Annotated in this window: 22 protein-coding genes and 4 pseudogenes; 11 read left to right on the forward strand and 15 right to left on the reverse strand. The window is 39.2% G+C overall.

All coding sequences use genetic code 11. The features are described from left to right. Positions 1-211 precede the first annotated feature (211 nt). The 4 genes from J576_RS02980 (at position 212) to J576_RS02995 (ending at position 4,582) form a co-directional block, all read left to right on the forward strand. Positions 212-1,324 (forward strand): hypothetical protein, encoded by a 1,113-nt coding sequence (locus tag J576_RS02980; RefSeq protein WP_000235770.1) that lies wholly within the window; start codon positions 212-214, stop codon positions 1,322-1,324. A gap of 749 nt (positions 1,325-2,073) precedes the next feature. Continuing rightward, a complete protein-coding gene (locus J576_RS02985) occupies positions 2,074-3,309 on the forward strand; it encodes a YagK/YfjJ domain-containing protein (protein ID WP_000838814.1) in 1,236 nt (411 codons plus the stop codon). Position 3,310: 1 nt separating this feature from the next. Beyond that, on the forward strand, positions 3,311-4,291 hold the full coding sequence (locus J576_RS02990; RefSeq protein ID WP_000170392.1) for a hypothetical protein: 981 nt from the start codon (positions 3,311-3,313) through the stop codon (positions 4,289-4,291). 18 nt (positions 4,292-4,309) lie between these two features. After that, positions 4,310-4,582, forward strand: a complete 273-nt coding sequence (locus J576_RS02995; RefSeq protein WP_000500676.1) for a pyocin activator PrtN family protein — start codon at positions 4,310-4,312, stop codon at positions 4,580-4,582. Here J576_RS02995 and J576_RS03000 read toward each other — a convergent pair. Next, positions 4,566-5,714 carry a tyrosine-type recombinase/integrase gene (locus tag J576_RS03000; RefSeq protein ID WP_000534873.1) on the reverse strand — a complete coding sequence of 383 codons (1,149 nt, stop codon included), beginning with the start codon at positions 5,712-5,714 and terminating at the stop codon, positions 4,566-4,568. The two genes, J576_RS02995 and J576_RS03000, sit on opposite strands and share 17 nt — an antisense overlap. Before the next feature lie 134 nt (positions 5,715-5,848). Between J576_RS03000 and dusA the strand changes: the two genes are divergently transcribed. Then, the gene (dusA, locus tag J576_RS03005; RefSeq protein WP_002050941.1) at positions 5,849-6,865 is read left to right on the forward strand and encodes a tRNA dihydrouridine(20/20a) synthase DusA; all 1,017 of its coding nucleotides are present in this window, start codon (positions 5,849-5,851) and stop codon (positions 6,863-6,865) included. A gap of 336 nt (positions 6,866-7,201) precedes the next feature. Next, positions 7,202-7,711, forward strand: coding sequence for a hypothetical protein (locus tag J576_RS03010; RefSeq protein ID WP_002050979.1), 510 nt, complete (start codon positions 7,202-7,204; stop codon positions 7,709-7,711). Between the two features lie 11 nt (positions 7,712-7,722). Here the strand turns inward: J576_RS03010 and J576_RS03015 are convergent, their stop codons facing one another. After that, positions 7,723-8,616, reverse strand: a complete 894-nt coding sequence (locus J576_RS03015; protein ID WP_025467885.1) for a LysR family transcriptional regulator — start codon at positions 8,614-8,616, stop codon at positions 7,723-7,725. A 102-nt stretch (positions 8,617-8,718) separates the two neighbouring features. Between J576_RS03015 and J576_RS19475 the strand changes: the two genes are divergently transcribed. Beyond that, on the forward strand, positions 8,719-8,841 hold the full coding sequence (locus J576_RS19475) for a hypothetical protein (RefSeq protein ID WP_081400969.1): 123 nt from the start codon (positions 8,719-8,721) through the stop codon (positions 8,839-8,841). Positions 8,842-8,904: 63 nt separating this feature from the next. Here the strand turns inward: J576_RS19475 and J576_RS03020 are convergent, their stop codons facing one another. From J576_RS03020 to J576_RS20615, 8 genes and pseudogenes are all read right to left on the reverse strand, one after another. Then, a complete protein-coding gene (locus J576_RS03020) occupies positions 8,905-9,666 on the reverse strand; it encodes a tRNA threonylcarbamoyladenosine dehydratase (protein ID WP_033854140.1) in 762 nt (253 codons plus the stop codon). 329 nt (positions 9,667-9,995) lie between these two features. Continuing rightward, positions 9,996-12,752 carry an aconitate hydratase AcnA gene (acnA, locus tag J576_RS03025; protein WP_002050987.1) on the reverse strand — a complete coding sequence of 919 codons (2,757 nt, stop codon included), beginning with the start codon at positions 12,750-12,752 and terminating at the stop codon, positions 9,996-9,998. Between the two features lie 124 nt (positions 12,753-12,876). Next, positions 12,877-13,689, reverse strand: coding sequence for a TatD family hydrolase (locus tag J576_RS03030; RefSeq protein ID WP_002050989.1), 813 nt, complete (start codon positions 13,687-13,689; stop codon positions 12,877-12,879). Beyond that, on the reverse strand, positions 13,689-14,630 hold the full coding sequence (locus tag J576_RS03035) for an RsiV family protein (RefSeq protein WP_002050966.1): 942 nt from the start codon (positions 14,628-14,630) through the stop codon (positions 13,689-13,691). The genes J576_RS03030 and J576_RS03035 overlap by 1 nt, the downstream gene beginning before the upstream one ends. An 87-nt stretch (positions 14,631-14,717) precedes the next feature. Then, positions 14,718-15,560: a hypothetical protein gene (locus tag J576_RS03040; RefSeq protein WP_002050934.1), complete on the reverse strand. Its 843-nt coding sequence runs from the start codon at positions 15,558-15,560 to the stop codon at positions 14,718-14,720. 69 nt (positions 15,561-15,629) lie between these two features. Continuing rightward, positions 15,630-17,219: a peptide chain release factor 3 gene (locus J576_RS03045; RefSeq protein WP_002050972.1), complete on the reverse strand. Its 1,590-nt coding sequence runs from the start codon at positions 17,217-17,219 to the stop codon at positions 15,630-15,632. A gap of 296 nt (positions 17,220-17,515) precedes the next feature. Continuing rightward, positions 17,516-18,415, reverse strand: a pseudogene (locus J576_RS19480) (IS3 family transposase); the annotation flags it as partial. Beyond that, positions 18,404-18,613, reverse strand: a pseudogene (locus J576_RS20615) (GIY-YIG nuclease family protein); the annotation flags it as partial. The pseudogenes J576_RS20615 and J576_RS19480, both read right to left, overlap by 12 nt. Before the next feature lie 9 nt (positions 18,614-18,622). On the opposite strand from J576_RS20615, the pseudogene J576_RS19485 reads away from it, so the two are divergent. Continuing rightward, positions 18,623-18,860: pseudogene (locus J576_RS19485) on the forward strand (IS3 family transposase); the annotation flags it as partial. A gap of 56 nt (positions 18,861-18,916) precedes the next feature. Then, the gene (locus tag J576_RS03055) at positions 18,917-19,348 is read left to right on the forward strand and encodes a PPC domain-containing protein (RefSeq protein WP_000407076.1); all 432 of its coding nucleotides are present in this window, start codon (positions 18,917-18,919) and stop codon (positions 19,346-19,348) included. Positions 19,349-19,762: 414 nt separating this feature from the next. Here J576_RS03055 and J576_RS03060 read toward each other — a convergent pair whose 3' ends face one another. Further along, the gene (locus tag J576_RS03060; RefSeq protein ID WP_002050959.1) at positions 19,763-20,401 is read right to left on the reverse strand and encodes a glutathione S-transferase family protein; all 639 of its coding nucleotides are present in this window, start codon (positions 20,399-20,401) and stop codon (positions 19,763-19,765) included. A 15-nt stretch (positions 20,402-20,416) separates the two neighbouring features. Then, positions 20,417-21,436: an NADPH-dependent curcumin/dihydrocurcumin reductase gene (gene curA, locus J576_RS03065; RefSeq protein WP_002050967.1), complete on the reverse strand. Its 1,020-nt coding sequence runs from the start codon at positions 21,434-21,436 to the stop codon at positions 20,417-20,419. A 142-nt stretch (positions 21,437-21,578) separates the two neighbouring features. Between curA and J576_RS03070 the strand changes: the two genes are divergently transcribed. Together J576_RS03070 and J576_RS03075 are read left to right on the forward strand one after the other, a co-directional pair. Beyond that, positions 21,579-22,187, forward strand: a complete 609-nt coding sequence (locus J576_RS03070) for a TetR/AcrR family transcriptional regulator (protein ID WP_002050928.1) — start codon at positions 21,579-21,581, stop codon at positions 22,185-22,187. A 107-nt stretch (positions 22,188-22,294) separates the two neighbouring features. After that, positions 22,295-22,525: a hypothetical protein gene (locus J576_RS03075; protein WP_002050964.1), complete on the forward strand. Its 231-nt coding sequence runs from the start codon at positions 22,295-22,297 to the stop codon at positions 22,523-22,525. Between the two features lie 83 nt (positions 22,526-22,608). Here the strand turns inward: J576_RS03075 and J576_RS03080 are convergent. The 3 genes and pseudogenes from J576_RS03080 to J576_RS03090 form a co-directional block, all read right to left on the reverse strand. Continuing rightward, positions 22,609-23,736, reverse strand: a pseudogene (locus J576_RS03080) (alkene reductase). A gap of 199 nt (positions 23,737-23,935) precedes the next feature. Continuing rightward, the gene (locus J576_RS03085; protein WP_002050954.1) at positions 23,936-24,613 is read right to left on the reverse strand and encodes a type 1 glutamine amidotransferase domain-containing protein; all 678 of its coding nucleotides are present in this window, start codon (positions 24,611-24,613) and stop codon (positions 23,936-23,938) included. 85 nt (positions 24,614-24,698) lie between these two features. After that, entirely contained in the window at positions 24,699-25,856 is a 1,158-nt protein-coding gene (locus J576_RS03090; protein ID WP_002050973.1) for an iron-containing alcohol dehydrogenase, read from the reverse strand. Positions 25,857-26,004: the final 148 nt, after the last annotated feature.

The raw sequence follows: 26,004 nt of genomic DNA on the forward strand, positions 1-26,004 counted from the left end.
TTGATTTTGACTACTTTTCACCCAAAACATCGCAAGTCGGTACAGAATCATCATAAGTCGGTACATAAATGGAGTGCAGTTTAACACCTAACACCCCTCTACAAATGCTCATAATTCACTCTCAAGTTAAGCTAAATCATTTTTAAATTATAAGTAGTTACGACTTATAATATATGCACTTCTTTTAAAATGAATAAGTGAACTTGATTACATGGCAACTTCAGCTAAAAAAAATGCTAAGGCTAAACAAGAAACCACATCTACGAGTAACATCAAAAAACTTATTGGCTTAATTGACCAACTTGAAGAACATATTATTAAAAGACATAAATTTCCCTATGGTTTGCCATCAGCCTATGCCGAACACTACAAAGCTTATTTACCCGAACAAATGGAACCTATCAGTGAAGAAATGACGGATAATGACCGAAAGTGGTTTTATGAACAGCTTGATCAAGGCTTATTAAAAGAATCGCCAGAACAAAAGGCTCTCCGTCAACAGGCATGGAGATTACCCCCACCATTACTTCGAGGTAAATCGGAAATTTACATCTACATTCCCGAAGAGGACCGACTTGCCCGACACTATGGCGAAATCGCGACTGAAATTCGTAAATTCAAAAACTTGGTATCAACTAAAACCAGAATATTCAAAAAAACAGCACAACAAGCTGAGAAACATTTTGAAGAAGCATTTCGTCTCTACTCCAAACATTATGATTGTTCTTTCTATATCTACACGCTACCAGAAGATATCTATAAACAGATTAGGCAATCTCAATTAGCCCGAAACAGCCATAAAAAATCCCAGAGGGTAAAAAAAACTTACCTCTCACTTGTTCAACGTTTTATTACCAGTAATCAAAAAACTTACTCAAGTATGGATACGGTTCTAGGAGCCATTGAGCAGCAAGCTATCTCAAAAATTCCAGAATACCTCACTCAAGAATACAATGCTGAAATAGAACATTGTTTACGAAAAAAAGAAGAAGCTGAATATTTTCTTTTTGCAGCTCGAAATGATCTATCTACAGCTGAAGTCAAAGAAATTGAAGAATATGGTAAAAAAACTGTAATCATACAAGCTCAGAACCGTGATCAACCCCTAACTTCTTTTGCAGGTCGCCCTATCGAACGTTATAAGGAAATAAGAGTATTTTATCAGAAAAAGATTTCTGCCTTAGAAACTCAAAAAAGTAAAATTAGAACCGACGATCAGAGAATGAAGTTACTGAATAGCGCTAAATCTTGGTTAAAGGAAAGCGAGCCAAGCCTATATGATGCGCTGAACATTTTTATAGAAAAGAAAGGTAGAAAACTTTAGAATTCCCCTCCCACCCCAATAAAAATCCGATCACTCACATAATTTATTTAGAGCCTGTTAGTTCTACACTGACATGCTCTTAAAAAAAATTAATAAATTTTTAAAAGAGTAATAATTACAATGAAATTTCTATATTTTAAAGATTTTAAATACATATATATCAGTAGCTTAAATAAATTCTTCGCAGATTTTTAGAGGGTGCTTAATTTTTTTCTAGAATTTCCCTTATGCAATCAAGCATACAAAACTTGCTACATAAGGAACCAATATGACCAACTCAAACCTAAGCCAGCAACACATCAAATTAATAAGTACATTCAATTGGAAGCTTAGCAATTTACGGGTGTGGGTCACCCGAAGAATAGCTCAACGAAGCCATTTAAATGCTGCATAACGCAGGACATCACAACTTTTAAAAAGTCCTCGTATTACCGTCATTTTTTGGTAGAGCATTCTCGAAGTAAAGTGCAATCGGCTTTTCGGTTTAAATACAATTGTAATAAGTAATATTAGATATATGTAATTAATCTACTAGATACTTATTGTCATAAGCAGTGTGCCTTAGCAAATACTGCTTATAGATTAGATTGATTTAATTGTGTATCCATTTGAGATGAATACACTCCAGATAGATTAGCCAATATCCACTCTACGCCTACCCTAATGGACATTTCTAAACGATGTCCATAGGGAGAGCATTTACCTCATGACGCCTGATACGTAATTAATTATTTGTAAGTAGGTATACTATGAAATCTCTGAACAACACAGCTAAACCAATTCTTCCACCTATCGCACAGTTCTCAGTTGCAGATAGAGATGCATTCCTAGAACAGCTCAAGGAAGATTTTTCAACTCATGAGTACATGACAGAAAACGGTAAGATTAAAATATTCAAAACGAGTATAAACCCTGAAGTTGAAAAAATGCTCAGTCGTGTTGAGTTCATCAAGTATTTTGAGAAAGAGCGCCCAATCGCTACTCTTAAATCTGTTCAAAGTTTTAAGGGCAAAGAGCAACTACGTGTTGAATATGCGAAGGATATTCCACTTTTGCTTAAGTGCCAGCTTACAACAATCTTTGTGTCTGCTCACTCTGGCAATTACAAGATGGGCATAGAGTTACAGGCCTTTAAGGATTCATTCTTAGAACTTTCAAAGGAAGAACAATATACCCTTTATGAATTTTCTCTGATCAATCAGTGTTACACATCTGAACAGGCTCAGGCTTATGTTGCAGCTTTAATTAAATTTCAGAAGTTGTTTGCAATAAGAATGAGCAGTGCCTCAATTCGTAAACAACTTTCGAATCGTGCTAGTAATCGACGCCGTTCTAAAGAGCGTTGTGTTGAGCTTGTAGAGACTCTACTCAAGATCCATTCTCGAATCCTTGTTGTTCGAGTAGACCTAGGATTAATACGCGATCCAGCTAAGCTTCAACAGCTTGCTATCTCAACTGATTTTGCTCAGGCTGAACATGATAGTGAGTTTATGCAAGAGTCTTTTATTCGGTTCTATGATGCATCTAAGCATAATCAGCTTAAGCAAGCGCTCGGGTATATCCTGCGTATTGAACACACCCCAACCAAGGGATTCCATGGACATCTTTATTACTTCTTCAATGCCAATGACCATCGTGAGGACATCACGTGGGGGCAATATATTGCTGAGAAATGGAGGGTTGCTACAAACAATCTTGGGACTGCTTTTATCTGCAATATGAAGAAAGATGAGTACCGCTATCGTGCCTTAGGCATTTTGGAGTATACCGACCATGAAATGCTTAAGAATCTCAAGGCTACGTTTGACTACATATGCAAAAATGATCAGTACTTCGCCTTTACTAATGGAGAACAAATTCGGAGCTTCCGAACAAGCCAAATACCAAAAGTTCCTGCTACCAAACTTGGCCGTCCACGCAAGTTCGAGCAACTTAACCTACTAGACTCTGATCAGTCAGATGATGCTCAAGTAGGAGGACAGTAACATGACTAAGTACGCATCAGATGCTTTACTTGCAGCTACACATTCGTCATGCAGCATTCAACCTATTTGGGCTTACGATCTGATTGGTTCTGAGAAGTCAGCAAAAGCTCTTGGGAGATCAAAAACTACAAGCATGTTTGCAAAACAAAATTCTCAAAATAGTAATCAGGCATTATCTCTCAGTAAACCTGTTGAGTTGATTAGATCAGCATATCCATTAGTGACAGGCTCCCCTGTCACTAATGGGATGTTATCTGTTCGACTAAAGCCAGAGAACGAATTGTTTATTCAGTTTATTAAACATATGGGGCCTATGCTTAATGGGGGGATTTACTGCCACGATCAGTATTTTTCTAATCAAATTACGGGCTACCAATATATGCTCAACACTAGGCAGTTTAGTGAGGATTTAACAGCTTGGAATACAGAACAAAGTCGTGCTGAAGAGTTATTTGATTCGACAATGAAGGTTCTATTCAGAGACTACGCAGGCTTCGAAACACATGAGCTATATTTGCCAATGCTATTTACGCTTTCAGCGAATACTCCAATGTATTCGAAACAACAATATTTAGATCAGCAGAAAAAAGAGATGATCGCCATTTTCCTTAATGAAGGTGGAAATAATGAAATTATTGCCGTATTTTCGAAATGGGAACTTACACCCCAAGGACAATTAGCACTTAGGCTGGTGTTTTTACTGGAACGCCAGTTCATAGATGATCCTGTTGGTTCTTCTGATGAAAATGCTTTCATTGCCTTACGAGGTAATCTGGAAGGCCTATTTAATTGCAAAGCATATCCTGTATCTATGCCATTAAACGGGTTTATGCAAACTAATCATTTTTTTAAAAGTGATCCAAGGTGCAAAGATCTTATTAAGCTGCTCAAAACGTACCTGATAGGCAGTGATGCAGTCCTTCGAATTTGGGATACACAGTCCAATTTTGATGTGTTGTATTCAAAGTTTAAAACTAACTAGTTAAGAGGCTATTTCACAATGGGTGCATTCCAGTTAAACACCGCTGATTACCTATTTATGAAATATCGCTCTATGACTGTCGAATTAATGAGCATAGTACAAGACTACTATCCTCACTTAAGCAAGGCAGAGGCGCTGAGAAAGGCAAATAATCAAGAGTTTCCTTTCTCTGTCTTTAAAATAGATTCAAGCAAACGCGCACCATTTCTGGTGCACGTTAAAGACTTGGCTGATATCTTAGATAAGAAGTATTCTGAAGCTGCTAAAGACTTTGCTACGTTTCATCAATGAGGCGTAGCACCTCTTCCAATTGAATTACATTTCGCCTTGACTTCACAGAAACATACCGCTGTAAGCTCCCCCAAGAATCATGCAAACTTACTTTCTGAATTTCAGGAATAGTAAAACTTTGTTCTGCAAGTCTCGTACAACCTTCATGTCTCAAATCATGAAAATGTAAATCCTCTATTCCCAATATTTTACATGCTTCGCGAAACTCTTTTCCTATGCTTTTGGGATTCAAAGGTAATAAGAGTTGTTCATCATATCCTAATCGAAGCATACGACTCCGCACTTCATTATCTAATAAAAGTTCAATTATTGTTTTACAAGGTTCCAACACATCAAAAGACTTGTGATTACCTTTAGAACCGTTCGGATTTTTCAAATCATGAACTTTCCATGAAGAGTTGTAAGAATCATAATCTTGCAGCCATAAGCGTGTTAACTCTGCTTCACGTCTACATGAAAAAATTGCGAACCAAATAATTAAATGCATTGGATACTTAGTACCGTATTTATTTAACTTCCAACGCTCAGCAAAAAGTTTTGTTAAAGCAATTAACTCTTCCTTTGTAGGAAGCCTATCTCTCACTTTACTAGACGAGATTTGACGAGTTTTTCTAAGCTGTGCTGTAGCTTTATCGAAGTTACTTAAATCAACTTCCATACCCCACATAACAGATGCATGAGATAGAACACCTCTAATATGTAAAAGCTCATGCTGCTGTGTACTTGTTGCAATAGGTTCTAAACCAAGATTAGGCACGCCTCTTCGTCTTAGAGCCACATGCTCAGCCAAATGTATCGAATGTATTTTTGTGATAATATTGCGCGCAATTGGCAACTTCTTAATTAAGAGTAGAGAATAGCGTTTCGTCCTGCCGTACTCGCTCCCAACTTCATCCAAATATTTATCTATGGCATCTGACAAAGTTAGATCAATCAGTTGTTCTTTGCCAAGTAAAATGTCTGGATTTTCTTGAATCTCAACTTCTCTTTTTTTAAGCCAGTTTTCTGCCACTTTTTTTGAATAAAATGTTTTGCTTTCAGAATAAGCAGGATAACCTTTTTTGTTGATCCGGATAGCAGCTCGGTAACTAACACTTCCATCTGCACTTTTTCTGGCAGTAATTGACCCCATAATTTTACACCATGAACCATTTTTTTCATTATGGTGTAAATTCTGGTGTAAATGCAAACCGATTAACGCAGCTAAACATGAGTTCCCACAGATTCAAACAGGTTGCAAAACACTGATTAAAGGTATGATTTTTAATGACTATTAACAAAACCATTGAAACTATTAAATCTCCAAGAATCAGTGTAGCCCCAATGATGGACTGGACTACAAAGGATTACCGATTCTTTGCACGGTTGTTTAACCCAAACGTTGTGCTATATACCGAAATGGTGACAACAGGCGCGATTTTATTTGGCGATGCAAAACGCCACTTGGACTATAACGCTCAAGAACACCCAATCGTACTGCAACTCGGTGGTTCAAATCCTCAAGAGCTTGCCACTTGTACAAAAATGGCGGAAGACTGGGGCTATGATGAAGTCAACCTGAATGTAGGCTGCCCAAGTGACCGTGTACAGAACAATAAAATCGGCGCATGTTTAATGGCAGAGCCAGACTTAGTTGCTGAATGTATTCATAGCATGCAAAAAGCGGTAAATATTCCGGTAACGGTTAAGCACCGTATTGGTATTGATGACATGCAGTCTTACGAAGAAATGCTACATTTCGTAGATACTGTCGCTGCAACAGGTTGTACATATTTCGTTGTGCATGCCCGTATTGCTATTTTGAAAGGTTTGTCTCCAAAAGAAAATCGAGAAGTTCCTCCTTTACGCTACGAAGATGTATACCGCTTAAAACAAGAACGTCCACACCTAACCATTGAAATTAACGGTGGGATTAAAACCTTTGCCGAAACTCAAACACATTTACAACATGTTGATGGGGTCATGATTGGCCGTGAAGCCTATCACAACCCTTACCTACTCGCAGAACTGGGACAGCTTTGGAATTTAGAAGCGCCAGATCGTTTCGATATTATGGAACAAATGCTGCCTTATATTGAACAACGTATGGCGGAAGGAGCTCCACTATCTATCATTACGCGCCATATTTTAGGTTTATTTCAAAACCTACCGGGTGCCCGTAAATGGCGTCAAGCATTAAGCGGTGGAAATGCAAAAACTTTAACTGATGTCGAGAATGCTATTCGAAACATGCAAGCTGCGATTATTCGTACTGAAGAATATGTGAAAGAGCATCAGGCTTAAGCCCACTCAGCCTTCTTAAATTGTAAGAAAATGTGGCATTTTAAATCAGAGACTTAGATTTTGAGTATATTCGCAAATGTCGGCTCGAAATATTCAAATTTAAGCTCTGATTATTTATTTATACTCAATAATATCAGTTACTTAAATTTTACTAGTTTTAGCCACTATTTTAACTAGGCTATTTTTTCGCAGTCAGAAATAAAAACTGGAAAAAAGATACGTTATTACATAACATAAACAAAACTTTTAAGTTTGGGCAATTAGTATCTCTGAACGCCACAGGTAGGTGGTGATTTTCTAAATACGGATATAGGTAGTACGGGTAGAGATTTCACGATGATTATTTATGACGGACAAGTAGCTGATAACTATATGTATCAGGATTCAAATCAGGCAGCGATTGTTGTATCACACAGCACACCAAGCCTTCCTTATCCCTTCACCATGAAACCCAACAATCACCGCACTGAAAGCAATACCCCTCCCGCCATTGATGTAGAAAAATTCGTAGCAAAACTAGAAAGTGTTACTTCTAGACGCAGCAAAGCTCGTTGTGCACGTAGCATTCGTCTTGCACTTGAATCTGCTGGTGCCGATGTTGAAAACCACCCAATTGCAGCATCTGATTGGGGCGATACCCTGAAAAAGATTGGCTATAAAGAAATTAACCCAGCTTTTGATGAGCCTCAAGAAGGCGACATTTACATCATTCACAGAACTCGCAACCATGTTTATGGTCACATCGCTGGTTACACAGGAAGTGAATGGGTTTCGGACTTCAAACAAAGCAGTTACGACGTCTATAAAGATGACAACGTCACCTATACTTACTACAGATTAGGTTAATTTACTGCTTTTTAAGATTGAAACATTTGATGAATTTGCTCGGCACAATGCTGAATCATTTCATCCTGATCTTTTCTATAAACCAAGAAAACTTCTGAGAATGACAAATCATCTGCCAAAGGTAATAGCTTTACCTGATTAGGTAAAATTTGTTTGAACTCTTCAGGAACTATACTGATTCCCAAATTTGCAGCGACCAATTGTAACTGCGAAATCTTACGTGACAGAATGGGGGCTTTTTGTGGAGTAAATCCTGCAGCTAAACACAGATTTGCGACCAAATAACTTAAGCCTCCTCTTTCGGCATGAGGTGTAGTTACAAAACACTCATCTTTCAAGTCTTTTAAATAAACCTTTTCTGCTTTAGCAAATTTGGCATGCTCGGTATGCACAGCCACCATTAAAGGTTCTTCATATAACTTAAGAATGCTCATCTCATCTAGAGTGTGCCGAACGGGAGGTCTAATAAAACCAATATCAATTTCACCGTTCATTAAAGCTAAGATTTGCTGCTCGGATGACAAGGTATTGATCTCAAAACTCAGCTGCTGCGTTAAGCTAACTTCTTTTAATATTTGTACCTTTTTATGATCCATAACAATGCTACTTGAATGAGCAATTTTAATCTGGCGGTTTTTCCCTTCCGAAACACTCTTGGCAAGATCAATGATTTCATTTAAGTAGAGCAAATTATCTTTTATTTTCTTATAAAACACTTCTCCCGCTGCCGTGAGTTTTGCCCTTTTATCCGTGCGATCAAACAACTGAAAACCTATCTGTTCTTCTAATAGCTTCATTTGTCGACTTAAAGCAGACTGAGCAATAAATAGTTTTTCGGAAGCAGCGGTAAAACTCCCTTCTTCAACAATTTTTATGAAATATTGGAATTGTTTTAATGTGAGCATTACCATCTCAAAATTAGATCATTCGGTCTATTTTCTATATTAGATTAGATAGATTCCCTTCGCTAGAATTTTATTAAGACCATTCACTTGATTGAATTCTTTATGAAGTATTTAAAAGGTTTCGCAATATGCACCATCGTTATTTTAATTTTATGGTGCTTTAAATTTTATGATCAGCAACTACCCACACAGCTCCAGCAAGACCACATAGAGCTGTACGATTAAATAGTTTCTCTCAAAAATAAAAGGCATGCCCTCACCTAAGCGCATACCTTTTCAATATTTAAATTAGGCTTTCTTTAAATCGAGTTTTTTCAAAACTTCCGCCACGGCGATCATGGCAAAGCTTGAAGTGACCACCACCGCTGAACCATAACCTCCACAGCGCACCCCTGCCGATGGACAGACATCCGCACTAGAAAACGGATTGTCGATAGAATAAATACAGGTAATGCCAAATTTCTCTTTTGGCTTTTTACATATGCCGCGAGCACGAAGCTGACTACGTAACTTCGCTAACATTGGGTCTTGCTCTGTTTTTGATAAATCAGCCACACGGATTTTAAGTGGATCGAGTTTACCACCTGCCCCACCCGACACAATCAAAGGAATTTTATTAAAACGACAATGGAGCATTAAAGCCAGTTTTGCTTTAACGTCATCGATGCAGTCCAAAACAATATCTGGTATAGGGTTTAAAAGCTCTGCGACATTCTGTGGTGTTAAGAAGTCATCAATAATATTAACTTTAATACGTGGGTTAATTTGGCGACAACGCTCCGCCATAATCTCAACTTTTTCACAGCCCAGAGTTGATGTCATCGCAGGTAGCTGACGGTTCACATTTGATGCCGCAACTACGTCCATATCGACTAGTGTGATCTCGCCAATACCTGTACGTGCTAAAGCTTCTACCGCCCAACTGCCAACACCACCAATACCAATCACCATCACATGACTTTTTTCATAGTGCTGGAACGATGAATCACCATAAATTTTGGCTACACCCGCAAAACGGCGGTCATATTCATCTTGTTGAAGATCGGTCATTGCTACTCTTTGAGGGGATATAAAACACGGAGAGTATTTTACTGCTTTTCAAAACCAAATTGCTACTTGGCACTAGTCAGCTATCTGATTGGTGCCAAAGCCATTCACAGCCTGTCGAGCATCGACAAGATACTGTTTTTGCAAAACGTAAGATGTTAATTAAGATTGAACAGGTTCTGTGAATGGCAATGGTTTTGCCTACTTTTGCCGAAACAAAAGTAGGGTTATGAACTACTACTATTAGAATTTTTTACGGTAAGACTCCGTCGTGATAATTCTCCAAATACCAACCAATAAAAATATTGATTGGTATTAATCTCAAGACAACATTAACCAGCAATTAAATTCCGTAGTACATAATGCAAAATACCACCTGCCTTAAAGTACTCAACCTCATTTAACGTATCAATTCGACATAACACATTAAAGTGGCTGGCTACCCCATTTGGCCCTTTCACATCAACTTCTAGAATTTCATGGGTCTGAATGCCATCCGATAAACCACGAATCGAAATGACTTCATGACCGGTTAAGTTAAGAGACTGTCTGGTTTGACCATCAACAAACTGTAATGGCAACACGCCCATACCCACCAAGTTTGAACGGTGAATACGTTCAAAACTTTCAGCAATCACAGCTTTAACACCCAGCAAATTCGTACCTTTGGCAGCCCAGTCACGCGAAGAACCAGTTCCGTACTCTTTACCAGCAATAATCACAAGCGGTGTATGTTCTTGTTGGTAACGCATTGCCGCATCATAAATGGCAAGCTTCTCACCACTTGGCACATGTATGGTATTACCGCCTTCTTCGCCGCCGAGCATTTCGTTCTTAATACGAATATTGGCAAAGGTGCCTCGCATCATGACTTCATGGTTACCACGTCGTGAACCATAAGAGTTGAAGTCTTTTGGCTCAACACCTTGCTCTTGTAAGTATCGACCTGCCGGACTGTCTTTTTTGATATTACCCGCTGGTGAAATATGGTCGGTGGTTACCGAGTCACCTAGCACTGCCAAAATACGTGCCTGTTCAATATTTTTGATTGGTTTTGGTGGCTCACCAATACCCTCAAAGAACGGCGGATGGCGAATATAAGTCGAATCATCAGCCCATTCGTAAGTTTTACTTTTTGGAATCTGAATCGCTTGCCAGCTTTCATCACCATCAAACACCGCAGCATATTCTTTGTGGAACATATCGGTATTTACTTTTTGTAAGACGGCATCAATTTCTGCCTGACTTGGCCAAATGTCTTTTAAGTAAACAGGTTGCCCATCTTTACCTTGCCCAATTGGTTGAGTCGTTAAATCGGTACGGATATTCCCAACTAAACCATAGGCAACTACAAGTGGTGGCGAAGCAAGCCAATTGGTTTTAACCAATGGATGCACACGCCCTTCAAAGTTACGGTTACCCGAAAGTACAGATGCTACGTTTAGATCATGACACTGAATTGCATCTTCAATTGGTTCAGGTAAAGGACCCGAGTTACCAATACACGTTGTACAACCATAACCTACCAAGTTATAGCCTAACTCATCTAAATACGGGGTAAGTCCAGCAGCCAATAAATAGTCGGTTACGACTTTAGAACCAGGTGCAAGTGAACTTTTTACCCACGGTTTACGCTGCAAGCCTTTTTCAATGGCTTTTTTAGCAAGTAAACCTGCCGCCAGCATTACATTTGGGTTAGAGGTATTGGTACATGAAGTAATCGCAGAAATGACGACATCGCCATGATTTAACGGATATTCCTGTCCTTCAATCACACAAGACGGGCTTTCATGCTGAATATTGGCTTTGGTCGCTTCTACAGCCGTACCACCACCGCCTTCATTTTCCAAACGCTCTTTGGCTTCTTTGGCTGGCTTAAGTGTTAGCTCCATGAGCGCATTAAACGTTTTTGGTACTTCTGATAAAAGCACACGGTCTTGAGGGCGTTTTGGACCTGCCAAACTTGCCTGAACCGTACTCATATCTAAACTTAAGGTATCTGTGAAAACAGGTTCATCACCCGGATTACGCCATAAGCCTTGTGCCTTGCTATATGCTTCAACCAGTGCAATACGGTCACTTTGACGGCCAGTTAATTTCAAATACCCCAAAGTCACTTCATCAATTGGGAAGAAGCCACAAGTTGCGCCATATTCAGGTGCCATGTTGGCAATGGTCGCCCGGTCAGCAAGTGGTAAGTCGGCTAAGCCATCGCCATAGAATTCTACAAATTTACCTACCACACCTTTTTGGCGAAGCATTTGAGTAATGGTGAGTACCAAGTCGGTTGCCGTAATTCCCTCTTGTAATTTTCCGGTCAGTTTAAAACCGATCACTTCAGGAATAAGCATAGAGATAGGCTGACCCAACATGGCAGCTTCTGCTTCAATACCACCAACACCCCAACCTAAAACCCCTAAACCATTAATCATAGTGGTATGTGAGTCTGTACCTACTAATGTGTCAGGGAAAGCAAAGGTTTGACCATTGTCTTCACCTAACCACACCGCTTGAGCCAAATACTCTAAATTGACCTGATGGCAAATACCGGTACCCGGTGGCACAACACTAAAGTTATTAAATGCAGATTGTCCCCAACGTAAAAATTGATATCGCTCGCCATTACGCTGCATTTCAATTTGAACGTTTTCTTCAAAAGCCTGATCATCGGCAAAATAGTCCACCATCACGGAGTGGTCAATGACTAAGTCTACAGGTGATAAAGGATTAATTTTTTCAGGGTCGCCGCCCGCTTGTGCCATTGCAGCACGCATTGCAGCCAAGTCAACAACTGCAGGAACACCGGTAAAATCTTGCATTAGAACCCGTGCAGGTCGATATTGAATTTCCTGATCGGAAGTACGGGTTTTTAGCCACTCAGCTAAAGCATGAATGTGTTCTGTTTTAACACTGTGCTGATCTTCAAACCGTAATAAGTTTTCCAACAGTACTTTTAATGATTTCGGCAGTTTGGCAATGTCACCTAGCTTTTTCTCGGCTTGGGTTAAGCTAAAAATCTGATAATTGCTGGAACCTACTGTTAGCGTCTGTAGAGCATTAAAACTATTGATATTGCTATACTTAGCCATTGGGTTATCCTCCCATGTCTGGCAATGTTATTTTTCACGTTTTTACATGTTGTTTTCTTACTTTAAGCTTCTTTTTTCATCGCTGTGTTTTGTTTTAGTTACTATTTCTAATCTTTGATTTTTATTACGATAATTTCAATGCTGATAGTGAGTTTTTCCATAGCAAATCAGCTAAATCTGCCTCGGCCATATTTAAATTTTCGGCCAAACTTTTGAGTACATAAGGTAAGTTCACAGGCGTATTGCGAGTACGCTGCTCAGTTGAAGTTTGACAGCAAAGCGGGGTCATATCAGGACAGTCTGTTTCAATCACTAAATGCTCTGCACCTATAGCCTGTACCACAGTATGAAGCTTTTTCGCATTTGGGTTAGTCACTTGTCCCGTCACACCAATTTTAAAACCAAACTTAATTAGACCTTTTGCCTCTTCCACTCCACCACTAAAGGCATGAGCAATTCCGCCGAGTTTAAACTTATGTGCTTTTAATATTGCTAATACGTCCCCGTGTGCTTTTCGAATATGAAGTAACACTGGCTTTTGGTATTGAGTTGCCAGATCTAACTGATCGGCAAAATACTGTTTTTGTTTGGCATATATATCGGGCTGCTTATGCTCTTTCAAAAAAGTGTCGAGGCCAATTTCACCCACTGCCACGCAGTCTTCTTGCTGCAAAATTTGTTCAAGATGAGAAAGATGTTCTGGCCTGTGTTGCTCAATATAAAATGGATGCAACCCTGGCGCTAAATAAGAAGTGGGCACATTCTCCCACTGCTTGAGCTGATGATGAGTGCGTACCAACTCATCAAAACGTGACTGTAAAAAGCCAATTAACACCAAAGCATCCACACCCACTTTTTTAGCCTCAAGTGCTAACTGCTGCCGATCTTCATCAAAATCGGAAACATCGAAATGGGTATGGGTATCAAACAAATGCATTAGCTAGCACTTTTTGCGGCAAGTGTCGAAGCTGGTTTAGCTTTAGGCTGCGGCAAATATTCTTCTTTCAATACATCTTGTAATTGGTCGTATGGAATAACTAAACGAGGTAATCCCACAACATAAGGACCAATTTCATATTCGCCATATTGAAGAATCAAGCCCTGATCACCGAGCAAGAAGTTTTCGGTGAGTTTAAATGGCCAAGCTTGTTCATATTCACTCACACTATTGGCAAGTTTTGAGTCAGTCACCCAAGCTTTAAACGCCTCATGTGCTAACTTTTCTAAAGCCGCTTTTTTCTCTGGACGCAGCAAGTTTTCAAGTTTAACTTGCTTTTCCTCTTTTAAATCAAAATTGTAATAGTGCTGTGCAGCCGAACCATGCGCCCCGCCCAAATAGCTACTACTGTTGACCACAACAGTTACGACCTTACCTTGCGACTGTATGATTTTAGGTTTTACTAAAAGATTAATCTGATGATTACTACTTAACTCTTTTAGTTCCTTGTCTAAACCAATAAATGAGTTTGCATAGCGCTGAACCTGAGCATCGAAACTATCTTGTTGGTCAGCAGCAGCAACTCCCGAAGCTTCTGTCTTTTTATCAGCTTTTGCTGTTTTTGCATCTGGTTCTGCAATTTCAAGAATCTGGCCGAGTGCTTTTAAAACTTGTTGATCAATAATCTTATCAATAAATGGATAGTTACTTTGCAAGCGCTCTACAGTAAATTCAGGGCAAGTTTTACCACTACAGTCTGGCAAAACCACCTTACTTTGAACTGTTTCCCCTTTTAAAGTCAGTTCCACAGGCTTTTGCTCAACCACTGCTGGCTTTTGCTGATCTTTCGACTCTTTAGGATCACTTTTAGGCTGACATGCCACTAAAAATAGTGCAGAAGCAAGTAGCGTTAAACGTAGCGAGGCCTTAGAAGTTAACATCATATTTTGCCTTTATTCTGAGAAGATTATGCATAACTCATATGAAGTTAGCGCATCTATAAGTAAGTTGCAAATTCTGCTACCAACTTAAAACATTTGTTCATAAACCTCAGGTTGTAATATTTTTTTGGTTTGTTCTGTCGTTAAATAAATATCGAGCTGAGGCGCATCTTTGGTAATCTGATTTGCCTGATAATGCAGACCTACACCCTCACCATCAAAGAACCAGTCGGCCTGTCCCCAATACAAAGTTTTTGGTGCGTCTTTTTTAACGTCAGCATTTTGTTTTTTCAGCCAATCCTGATACGCAGTTTGCACGATTTGATGCACAGTGGTTTGCTGATCTTTTTGAAGTACATCAAGCAAAGTTAAGCTTTTATGCAATTTACGATCAGCCACGAAAAAATAATAACGATCTTTTATAGTGATCTCTTCTTGTTTACTGTCCAAAGCCAGTTGTAGTAATACATATTGATTACGCTGCGAAGCAATGCGTGTATGAATGTGTAATTCATAGGCACGGTTTTTAGAATATTTATCTTGCCATTCGTCTGACTTTTTAATGTAAGCATCAACTGCTTGTTGCAGGTTCAAATCTTTTTTCAAATTAATTTGAGTCTGAATGACTTTCGCCTGATTTTTTTCGATCCAGCTATTTAACCATGCATCTTGGGTTTTTATAGTTTGAATGTCGACATCAATACAGTTTTTCTTTTCACAAAAAGGCACTGCATAATTTGCCTTGGTTTCAGTCAAGTTTAAGTAAGGTAAAACCTCTGCCTTTTCAGTAGTATTCTTTTGAGCAGAAGCTATATTTTTTTCAGAAGATGATGAGGACTGAGTGCTTTTCCAGACAAATGCAGAAATAGCAGAGATTAGTGTTACAGCTGCAACTACAAGCGCAATAATTGCCTTCTTACTCAAATTCATTTCATCATCCTTTCTTATTTTTCAAAACAAAACAGCTTCTGTTCGAAGCTGTTTGTCACATTTATATGCTTAGTGTTCACGTGTACTACGGAACTCAATATCAGGCCAACGCTCTTGCATAATCTGCAAGTTTACTCGGCTAGGAGCAAGATACGTTAAGTGACCGCCACCATCAATTGAAAGTTGGTCATGTGCTTTTTTCTTGAACTCATTAAGAATCTTGTCATCATCACAATGAATCCAACGCACAGTATTTACGCTTACTGGCTCGTAAACACAGTCAACTTTATATTCTTCTTTCAAGCGGTAAGCAACAACGTCAAACTGAAGCACACCAACCGCACCCACAATCAAATCATTGCTAATTTGTGGCATAAACACCTGAGTTGCCCCTTCTTCAGACAACTCTTTCAAGCCTTTTTGCAATTGTTTTGACTTTAATGGATCTTTCAAACGTACACGACGGAACATTTCTGGCGCAAAGTGTGGAATACCAGTGAAGTGTAAGTTTTCACCGCTAGTGAAAGTATCACCAATCTGGATGGTACCGTGGTTGTGTAAACCAATAATATCGCCCGGCCATGCTTCTTCTAAGTGTTCACGTTCACCAGCCAAGAAAGTTAAGGCATCACTAATGCGGACTTCTTTACCAATACGCACGTGGTTCATTTTCAGGCCTTTTTCGTACTTACCTGAACAAATACGCATAAAGGCAATACGGTCACGGTGTTTAGGGTCCATGTTGGCTTGAATTTTAAATACAAAGCCAGAGAAACCTTCTTCTTTCGCTTCAACCATACGCTCTTGCGCTGGATGTGCTTTAGGTTCAGGCGCCCAGTTCATAAATGCATCGAGAACATGGTCAACACCAAAGTTACCTAATGCTGTACCAAATAGAACAGGTGTTTGTTTACCTTGTAAGAAAAGTTCACGGTCTAATGGTTCATTTGCCATTTGTACCAACTCAAGCGACTCTTCAAAAGAAGCCCAAGCCAACTCACCTACTTTGTCACGAATATCGGCGTGATCATAGCCATCGCGTACTTCAATATCGGTAATGGTTGAACCAAAACCTGCTTTGTAAACATACAATTTATCTTCAAGAATATTGTATACACCAGCAAAGTCACGACCCATACCAAGTGGCCATGTAATGGGTACACAGCGAATATTTAAAACGTTTTCGATTTCGTCTAACAACTCAAGTGGTTCACGAATTTCACGGTCCATTTTGTTGACGAAAGAAATAATTGGTGTGTCACGCATACGACACACTTCCATCAATTTGATGGTACGTTCTTCGACACCTTTTGCACCGTCAATCACCATCAGTGCAGAGTCAACCGCGGTAAGCGTACGATAAGTATCTTCCGAGAAGTCTTCGTGCCCCGGTGTATCGAGTAAGTTAATGGTGTGACCTTTATATGGGAACTGCATAACAGACGTGGTGATCGAGATACCACGTTCTTTTTCCATTTCCATCCAGTCAGATGTAGCTGCACGGTCAGATTTACGGCTTTTTACCATCCCTGCAACCTGAATCGCTTTACCCCATAACAACAGTTTTTCTGTCATGGTGGTTTTACCGGCATCGGGGTGGGAAATAATAGCAAAAGTCCTACGAGCCTTTACTTCTCTAGCTAATTCATCTTTAAACATAAGAAAAATCTACAATATGTACACAGTTATGTACACATTTCTAAATATGTACTAAAACTGAAAAAGTGGGAATTCAAAATTGGCATAATTGTAGCAGATTTAGAGTTGTATAGGCATAGGTGGAAATCCAGTGGCTTTTTTTTGGGGGGAGAAAACACCTAGTTTTATAAACTCAATTTATCTCTTTGCTTCGGACTTTTCGGCTTATCGGGAATTGATGTTTGCTGGATTAACAGGACACTCTTACTTAGGAGATTCTAGGCAGGCAACTTGTAAAAGTCCTCTGCCATTTGATTTGGTGCATTATTGTAGCAATCGCCTTTTATACTCATCGAAGCCTGAAATCCATATTTTTCAATCATATTGCGATATTCATGGCTACAATATTGGCTTCCTCTGTCCGAGTGAACGATTAATTTTCGAGATGGTTTATGATTGCCAACAGCCATGCTGAGAGCATTGCAAATAAGTTGGGCTGTCATCCGTTCACTTAAGTTATAAGCAACTACCTGTTTAGTACAAAGGTCTTTTAAAGCTGCTCGATATAACTGTCCTTCGGCTGTCCAAATGTACGTTATGTCACTGACCTATGCTTGATTCGGGGTTTTCATTGAAAATTGTTGATCTAGCAAATTATCGTAGACAGAACGCTTGTGGTCACTATTCCTAGTTCATTTAAAACGCTTATGGCACTTACAATACAATTGATTTAACCTTTTGATACAACGGACTGCATACGCGCTAATTTGAATGCCTTGTGATTGTAAGTATCTCGTTAAGCGAATATGGCCATAACTTTCTTTAGTTTCTTGATGGGCGATTTTGACCAAGATAGTCTGCTGATATGTTTGAATCTTTCGTTGGCTTAAACCTTGTTTAAGCCAATCATAAAACCTTGATATTGAAAATTTTAGTAGTCTAGCCATCATCGTCGTTGGATATCTATTTTTTTATGCTCTTTCATATAAGCTTACCTCACTAATTTTCCTTGGCAAAGTACGCTACTGCTTTTTTTAGGGATTCTCTTTCCATTTCAGCAGTTTTGAGTTGTTGTTTTAGCTTTTTATTCTCTTCAAGCAGCGCAACGAGATAGGGTAAATATTGTTGTGTACCCGCTAATGTCCCTGCTTTGGATTTCTTGTGTCAATTGGAAAGAGTCTAGATGAAATTCCAAGTAGTCTTGCTGTTTCTGAAACAATGGGTACATCTTTATAAAATGCTTTAGCTAATGAACGGTACAGCATGGTTGATTCAGTACAATTTTCAAAGATAGTACGTGTACGGCCATCTTTACGGAAACGTTTACCATCAACCGTTTTAGCTTCAGAAGTAAAATTAATATCTGCTAGATAAACTAATAAGCCGTTTAAAATATAGTAATTACTTTCAACTAGTTATAACCCAATTTTTGGTATAATGCAGTGACTGAAAGCTTCTTTCATACGTTAAAAGGTCACGTGGTACATGGGAGCGTTTTTTCGACTCGAAAAGAAGTGAATGCTGTCTGTTTGACTATATTTCGATTTATTATAATCGGGTCAGAAGACATTCTGCAAACGGCTGGTTAAGCCCAGAAGCGAAGCCTTTGAATAGAAATATTTCAAAAATTTAGAGGTATCAGTTGTCCACGATACTGTCTAGGATCAACGGTTCATATGTTATTATGTAGTGAGGTATACAATTATTAAGATAACGTTATGGAAATAGTAAATACAAAATTACTAGCTGGAGCTTTTATGGCCCTAACTTTAACTATGCTTAGCCCTGCCGTACTTGCAAATGATAACAATGATATACGAAAGACTGTTGTAGTTAAGTTTGCAAAAAAAGCTTACTCTGCAAATTATTACGGAAGGATAGATGGATACAAGTATGATTCCTACAAATTTTATGCTAAAAAAGGGCAAAAGTTAAAAGTGAGGTTGACTGGAGGAAATGTTGAAACTTACTTATGGGGTAATCAATTAAAAGACTCCATCAATCTTGGAGAATATTCTCCAGAGCTTGATGATAATGGTATTTATATTTTACCTGCTTCAGGTGAGTATGAAATTAGAGTATTACAACCTAGATCACAGGCAAGAAAAGATAAAAAACCTCAATATTGGATGAGTATTAACATTAAATAAAGACTTGCTAGATTCGTTTAAACTTTTATAAAAGGGTTCAAAAACTATTGCCAGTTAAACGGGGCGTGATTTTTACGTATATGTGTTTAAGTTAGTAAAATGATGTAGTTTACTTGTTTAATACCCCGAGGAATAATTTAATCTTGCTGAGCCTTAGTCACGTTTCTTTCTTTCAAAAGTTGATTATATCTTTCAACGTAACCGTCGTGATATTCAAACTCTTTTGATAGGAATTTGCAGGGGAAGAATAGGCAAAACTTGCCTTAAATAATGGTAATTCCTTATCTTTAAAATAGAGAACGCCCGATGAAATTCATTAGGCGTTTAATTTAAATAAGTGTCAGCTTATTTTATAACTAGATGTACTTGTCAATCATGATTCTTTTTCTCAATTGCCTTAAAAAAACAATCTTGCTATTTTTGACTTTTCACACCATTTTGTTCAATTTGTACTGCGGCTTGCCAGCTAGGTAGTTGGCTTAAAACTGCTACGTAACGTTGGATATGGGGATAATTTTCACCTTGTCCCATATGATAAACTAAAGCATGTAGTCCAAAGCCCATCATAAAGTCAGCACCGGTTAAACGGTCTGCCACTAGAAATTCTTTATCTTTTAAATATTCATTTAAATGGCCAAATACTTTATCGAACTCAACTTGAGTATAATTTTCTAGAAATACCAACTTCGTACCCTGCTTGGTTTCTATCGCATTAAACGTTTTTAACAAAAATGGCAGCATGGCAGAGCTTTCTGAGAAATGAATCCACTGTAGATAATCGACATAGGTAGGTTCATCCATATCTGGTGCTAAATGCGGCGCAAGTTGCTGAATTAATAACTCAACGATTGCGCCTGACTCTGCAATAACTTTGCCATCCCATTCCAATACTGGAGATTTCCCTAAAGGATGAATGGTTTTTAAAGATTCAGGGGCCAAATGCGTGTTTAAGTCACGATAATAGCGTTTCAGCTCATAGGGCTGCTTGATTTCTTCAAGCAACCACAAAATGCGAAAAGAACGTGATTGATCTAAATGATGTAGTGTAATCATGATAATTCCTATTTTTTAAATCTTTACAACGACTTTGCCAAAGTTTTCGCCTTTCAACATACCATTGAAAGCATTGATTGTGTTATCTAAACCTTGCACCATATGCTCTTTATATTTGATTTTTCCGTCTTTCAACCATTCAGACATTTGCTGATAGAATTCCGGATACTGACTGCCATAATCATCAAAAATAATAAAGCCTTGCATGCGAATACGCTTTTTTAAAAGGGTGGAAATAAAGCCCGGTAAACGGTCTGGCCTTTGTGCTTGCTCGGTAGTGTTATACTGGGAAACCACACCACACACCGGTACACGTGCCGCAGAGTTAAGCAATGGCCATACCGCATCAAACACTTTACCCCCCACATTCTCATAATAAATATCAATACCGTTGGGAGCTGCTTGTTGTAATTGTTCTGCAAAATTTTCATCATGATGATTGATACAAGCATCGAAGCCGAGTTCTTCTACTGCATAACGGCATTTTTCAGCCCCACCTGCGACGCCAACCACGCGACAACCTTTAAGTTTGCCAATCTGTCCAACCGTAGCACCAACAGGTCCCGTTGCAGCTGCAACGACTAAAGTTTCACCGGCTTTAGGCTGACCAATGTCCAACAACCCCATATAAGCAGTAAATCCTGGCATTCCCAAAATACCCAATGCCCAAGATGGATGTTCAGGTTGCATACCTAAGCTTTGACATGCTGTCCCATTAGAAATTGCGTAGCTCTGCCAGCCATTTCCTGAAAGAACCCACTCGCCTTCTTTGAATTTTGGGTTTTTAGAGGCCATCACTTGACTGACTGTTCCACCGACCATCACTTCGCCAATTTCAACCGGTGCTGCATATGAAGGAGCATCACTCATGCGACCACGCATATAAGGATCGAGTGACAAGTAAATGGTTTTTAACAATATCTCGCCTTGTTTAAGTTCATTGAGTTCAACTTGTTCAATACGAAAATCGCTGTGTTTTGGCTCACCCACTGGCCGTTTAGCTAAAACGATGCGTTGATTAATAACTGTTTTCAAACATATAACTCCATGTTTTATTTAGAAGTATTTCGCTTCACAATCAAAAATTATGATTAAAATTTCTTTACACCCATTGTAGATGAGTTATAATAAAAAACAATACGACTGGTCTATTTTTACAATAGAGTAAACAATTAATATGAAGCCTAATCCTATTAAAAAGTCTGAAGCGAAGCGCTTACACATTCTTAACACCAGTTCAGACCTGATTTTGCATAAAGGTTTTACTGGCGTAGGATTACAGGAAATTTTACAGAGCTGTGAAATCCCTAAAGGCTCGTTTTATCATTATTTCCAATCCAAGGAAGCTTTCGGATGTGAATTGGTACAGCATTATGTAGATAATTACCAAGTCCGTTTAAATGATGTATGGCGTAGTGATAAATCCCCTTATCAAAAGCTGATTGAGTATTTTAATTTATGGATAGAAGATCCTGAAACACAGTGTGGTTGGGCGGATAGCTGTTTAATTGTGAAACTTGCCGCAGAAGTTGCCGATCTATCTGAAGATATGCGCTCCATTATGTCCGCTGGCGTCGATGATGTAATCCAACGGATTGCTGGTTTAATTGATTTGGGAAAACAGGATCAGTCTATCCAAGCAGATACCGAGGCCTCGACGTTGGCACAAGTACTTTACCAAATGTGGTTAGGTGCAGCATTACTGAGTAAGTTGCAAAAAGATAAAACACCATTACATCAAGCGCTGAGAGCAACTAAATTTCTATTAAAAAGTAAAGATTCATAAAAATTAATTAAATATCAACCACATAATTCATAATAGCAGTCCAATGATTACATATTATTGTATTGCTATTAGATCAATTTACAATCCATGAATGAGTATAGCGCACAATGAATTCTTCTTCTAAAGCCCTCATGACTCGTATTTTAGTCGGATATTTAGGCTTATATCCCACACTATTACTGGTACTCACTTTATTAAAGCCAATTACTGAGCATCAAAGTTTCCCGATGATGGTGTTGATTGAAGTCATAGTATTAGTGCCAGTAACGCAACTGATTTCTTTCCCACTGGCAGGTTGGCTCATTACACAGCTAAGAAATTTTAAGAACTTGTTTTAAGAAGAAATTGTGCTGGCAACAGCAATCCTAAGTCCTTATTTTGCCAACCACAAAGGTTGGCAAAATAACTCATTAAGTCAATATTAATCTGCGTAAGCTGGATAATCAATATAGCCTTTTTCCGTCCCACCATACATAGTGCTTGCATCTACTGTATTCAATGGCCAGTCATTCGCGATGCGATCGGGTAAATCCGGATTCGCAATAAATGGGCGTCCAAATGCAATTAAATCGGCCACCCCTGCCTCTAAAATTCGAGTCCCTCTTTCTGCCGTATATCGACCTGCATAAATAATCTGACCACTGAAAGTGTCTCTGACATCTTTACGAAAATCATGAGGAAGTTCTGGTGCATTATCTCAATCAGCTTCTGCAATAGATAAGTAGGCAATCCCAACTTCTTCAAGTATTTTTATGGCTTCAATATAAGTTACATGTGGATCATCTTCAACCAACCCCATGTAAACACGATCTTCCTCTGTACTTTCAAATAGCGGGGCAAAACGCACTCCTAAACGATCTGCACCAACCACCTCAGCAACGGCCTCTACTACTTCACGTAAAAAACGCAAACGATTGTTTAGTGATCCACCATATTCATCTTCACGGTGGTTACTATGTGCAGAGATAAATTGATTTACCAAATAACCATTTGCACAATGAATTTCAACTCCATCAAAACCAGCAGCCAAGGCATTGCGTGCAGCTTGAGCATAGAGTTGCACTAATTTTTTAACTTCTGCATTGCTTAAAGCACGTGGCATTGAAGGATCAGCCAAGGCACCTGCATTGGGCCCGGTCTCAATAAAGACTTTAACATTACTATCAGCCTTAATAGCCGAAGGCGCGACCGGTGATGCATGATTGGGTTGCAAAGATGTATGTAAAACACGCCCAACATGCCAAAGTTGTGCAAAAATAATGCCTCCTTTAGCATGCACTGCTTCCGTCACTTTACGCCATCCAGCAATCTGTTCAGGGCTGTGAATACCGGGAGTCCAAGCATAGCCTTGACCACGTGGCTCAATTTGCGTACCTTCGGTGACCATAAATCCTGCCCCGGCACGCTGTTGATAATAGGTTGCCATCAGTTCATTTGGAATATTCCCTGGCTGAGTACTGCGCGACCGCGTTAATGGTGGCAATACAATACGGTTTTGCAAAACATAAGGGCCTAAGCTTAAGTTTTGAAAAAGTTTACTGTCATTCAATTCATTGTATCCAAGTCATCATGACTTAATTGATCTAAATTAAATACCCATCCTTCCTGTATATAGAAAAATAAAGGAAGGAAAGCTATTCACTCAGGCCCTTCACCATTAAGTGACGATTATTTTGCTTGTTGCGCCAGTTGCTCAAAGTCAGAAGTTTTATTCACTGCAAAGCACCACAACAGACACTAGCTACTCTTTATTTCAACAATTGAAGTAATGCTGTAGCGGTTGCAGCAGAAGAGGCTGGATTTTGTCCAGTAACCAGCAAGCCATCTACTTGAACATGTACTTGCCAATCTTCTACTTTAGAATAATGACCACCGTTTTCTTTAAGCATGTCTTCAACTAAAAATGGTACAATTTTAGTCAAACCTACAGCCTCCTCCTCAGTATTGGTAAAACCAGTCACCAATTTACCTCTGACTAAAGGCGCTCCATTACTTGCTTTCACATGACGAAGAACACCTGGGGCATGACACACTGCTGCAACAGGTTTGCCAGACTGAATCGCCTGTTCAATCAGAGAAATTGAAATCGGATCTTCTGCTAAATCCCACAATGGGCCATGCCCGCCTGGATAAAACACTGCATCATAATCAGCTACAGAAATTTCGCTAAGTTTATGCGTCTGTGCCAATGCTTGCATTGCAGTTGGATCAGCTTCAAAACGATGAGTGGTTTCAGTTTGCGCATCGGCCAAATTACTTTTCGGATCTAATGGTGGCTGCCCACCTTGAGGCGACGCCAGCGTAACTTCAGCACCAGAGTCAATAAAGGTGTAATACGGTGCAGCAAGTTCTTCTAGCCAAAAACCTGTTTTCTTACCAGTATTGCCAAGTTGATCATGTGAGGTTAAAACGATTAAAATTTTCATGTTATTTCTCCGATAATTTTCAGGATTGAGGAGCATTGTTGCATGATCACTTGTCGTGTATCGTGACCATGACAGATACGCTTATTTAGATGCTCGCCTCGAGAATTTGGCGACTGATCTCTAATGAAACATTTTTATGTTCGCCTAGCTGTGTAAGATTGTGTGATTTAAGTTGCGTAATGATGATCTCAATATCTGTCTCCCCCAGTCCATAATCGCTAAGACGGGTCGGCAATCCAAGTTGCTCAAAGAAGGCTAGAGTATGAGCAATAGCAGTATCAATACGTTGTTCTTCATCACCTTCGACAATCTGCCAGACTCGAGCTGCATACTGTAGTAATTTTTCTCGCTTCTCTTGACGACGCACTTGTAGATTGGCCGGCAACACAATGGCTAAGGTACGAGCATGATCAATACCATGTAAAGCCGTGAGCTCATGCCCAATCAAATGGGTTGACCAATCTTGTGGTACACCAGCTCCAATTAGCCCATTCAGTGCCATGCTAGCAGCCCACATCAAATCCGCACGCGTGTCATAATCTGCTGAATCGTCCAAGATTTTCGGTCCAATCTCAATCAGAGTTTGCAATAGACCTTCGGCAAAACGATCTTGTACTTGTGCATTGACAGGGTAAGTTAAGTACTGTTCCATGACATGAACAAATGCATCGACTACGCCATTTGCTAATTGGCGCGTCGGCAAGCTAAAAGTTTTATTCGGATCTAGTACGGAAAATTGCGGAAAAACATAGGGGCTGCTAAATGACAATTTGGCTTGGGTCGATTTTCTGGTGACTACCCCACCGCTATTCATTTCTGAACCAGTTGCCGGAAGGGTGAGTACACTCGCAAAAGGCAAAGCTTGAGTAATTTTAGTACCATGGGTTTCTAAAATTTCCCATGCATCCCCTGTATAATTGACTGCTGCTGCAATAAATTTAGTACCATCAATTACCGATCCACCACCGACAGCCATCAAGAAATCAATCTTTTGTTCACGAATCAGCTCTACAGCTTTCATGAGGGTTTCATAACTCGGATTCGGCTCAATTCCGCCAAATTCATGAATTTCTCTTGCACCTAATGCTTCACGCACTTCAGCTAAAGTACCATTCTTACGTGCACTTTCACCACCAAACAACATTAATACTTTTGCTTCTGTAGGCACATAGTCATTGATTTTAGCTATTGTATCGCCACCAAAAATAATGCGGGTCGGATTATAAAAGTTAAAATTCAGCATATTTTTATCCTAGGATGATCAGCTAATTGATTTGAAAAACCACCGTTATTCATCAAATAAACTTTAAAAAATTGGACAACACTGCGGCTTTTGACTGCACCATGTGCTAACTATACATAAAAATAGACCAGTCGTCTATTTTTATAAA

This window comes from Acinetobacter sp. 766875 (genome assembly GCF_000582055.1).
Lineage (GTDB): Bacteria > Pseudomonadota > Gammaproteobacteria > Pseudomonadales > Moraxellaceae > Acinetobacter > Acinetobacter nosocomialis.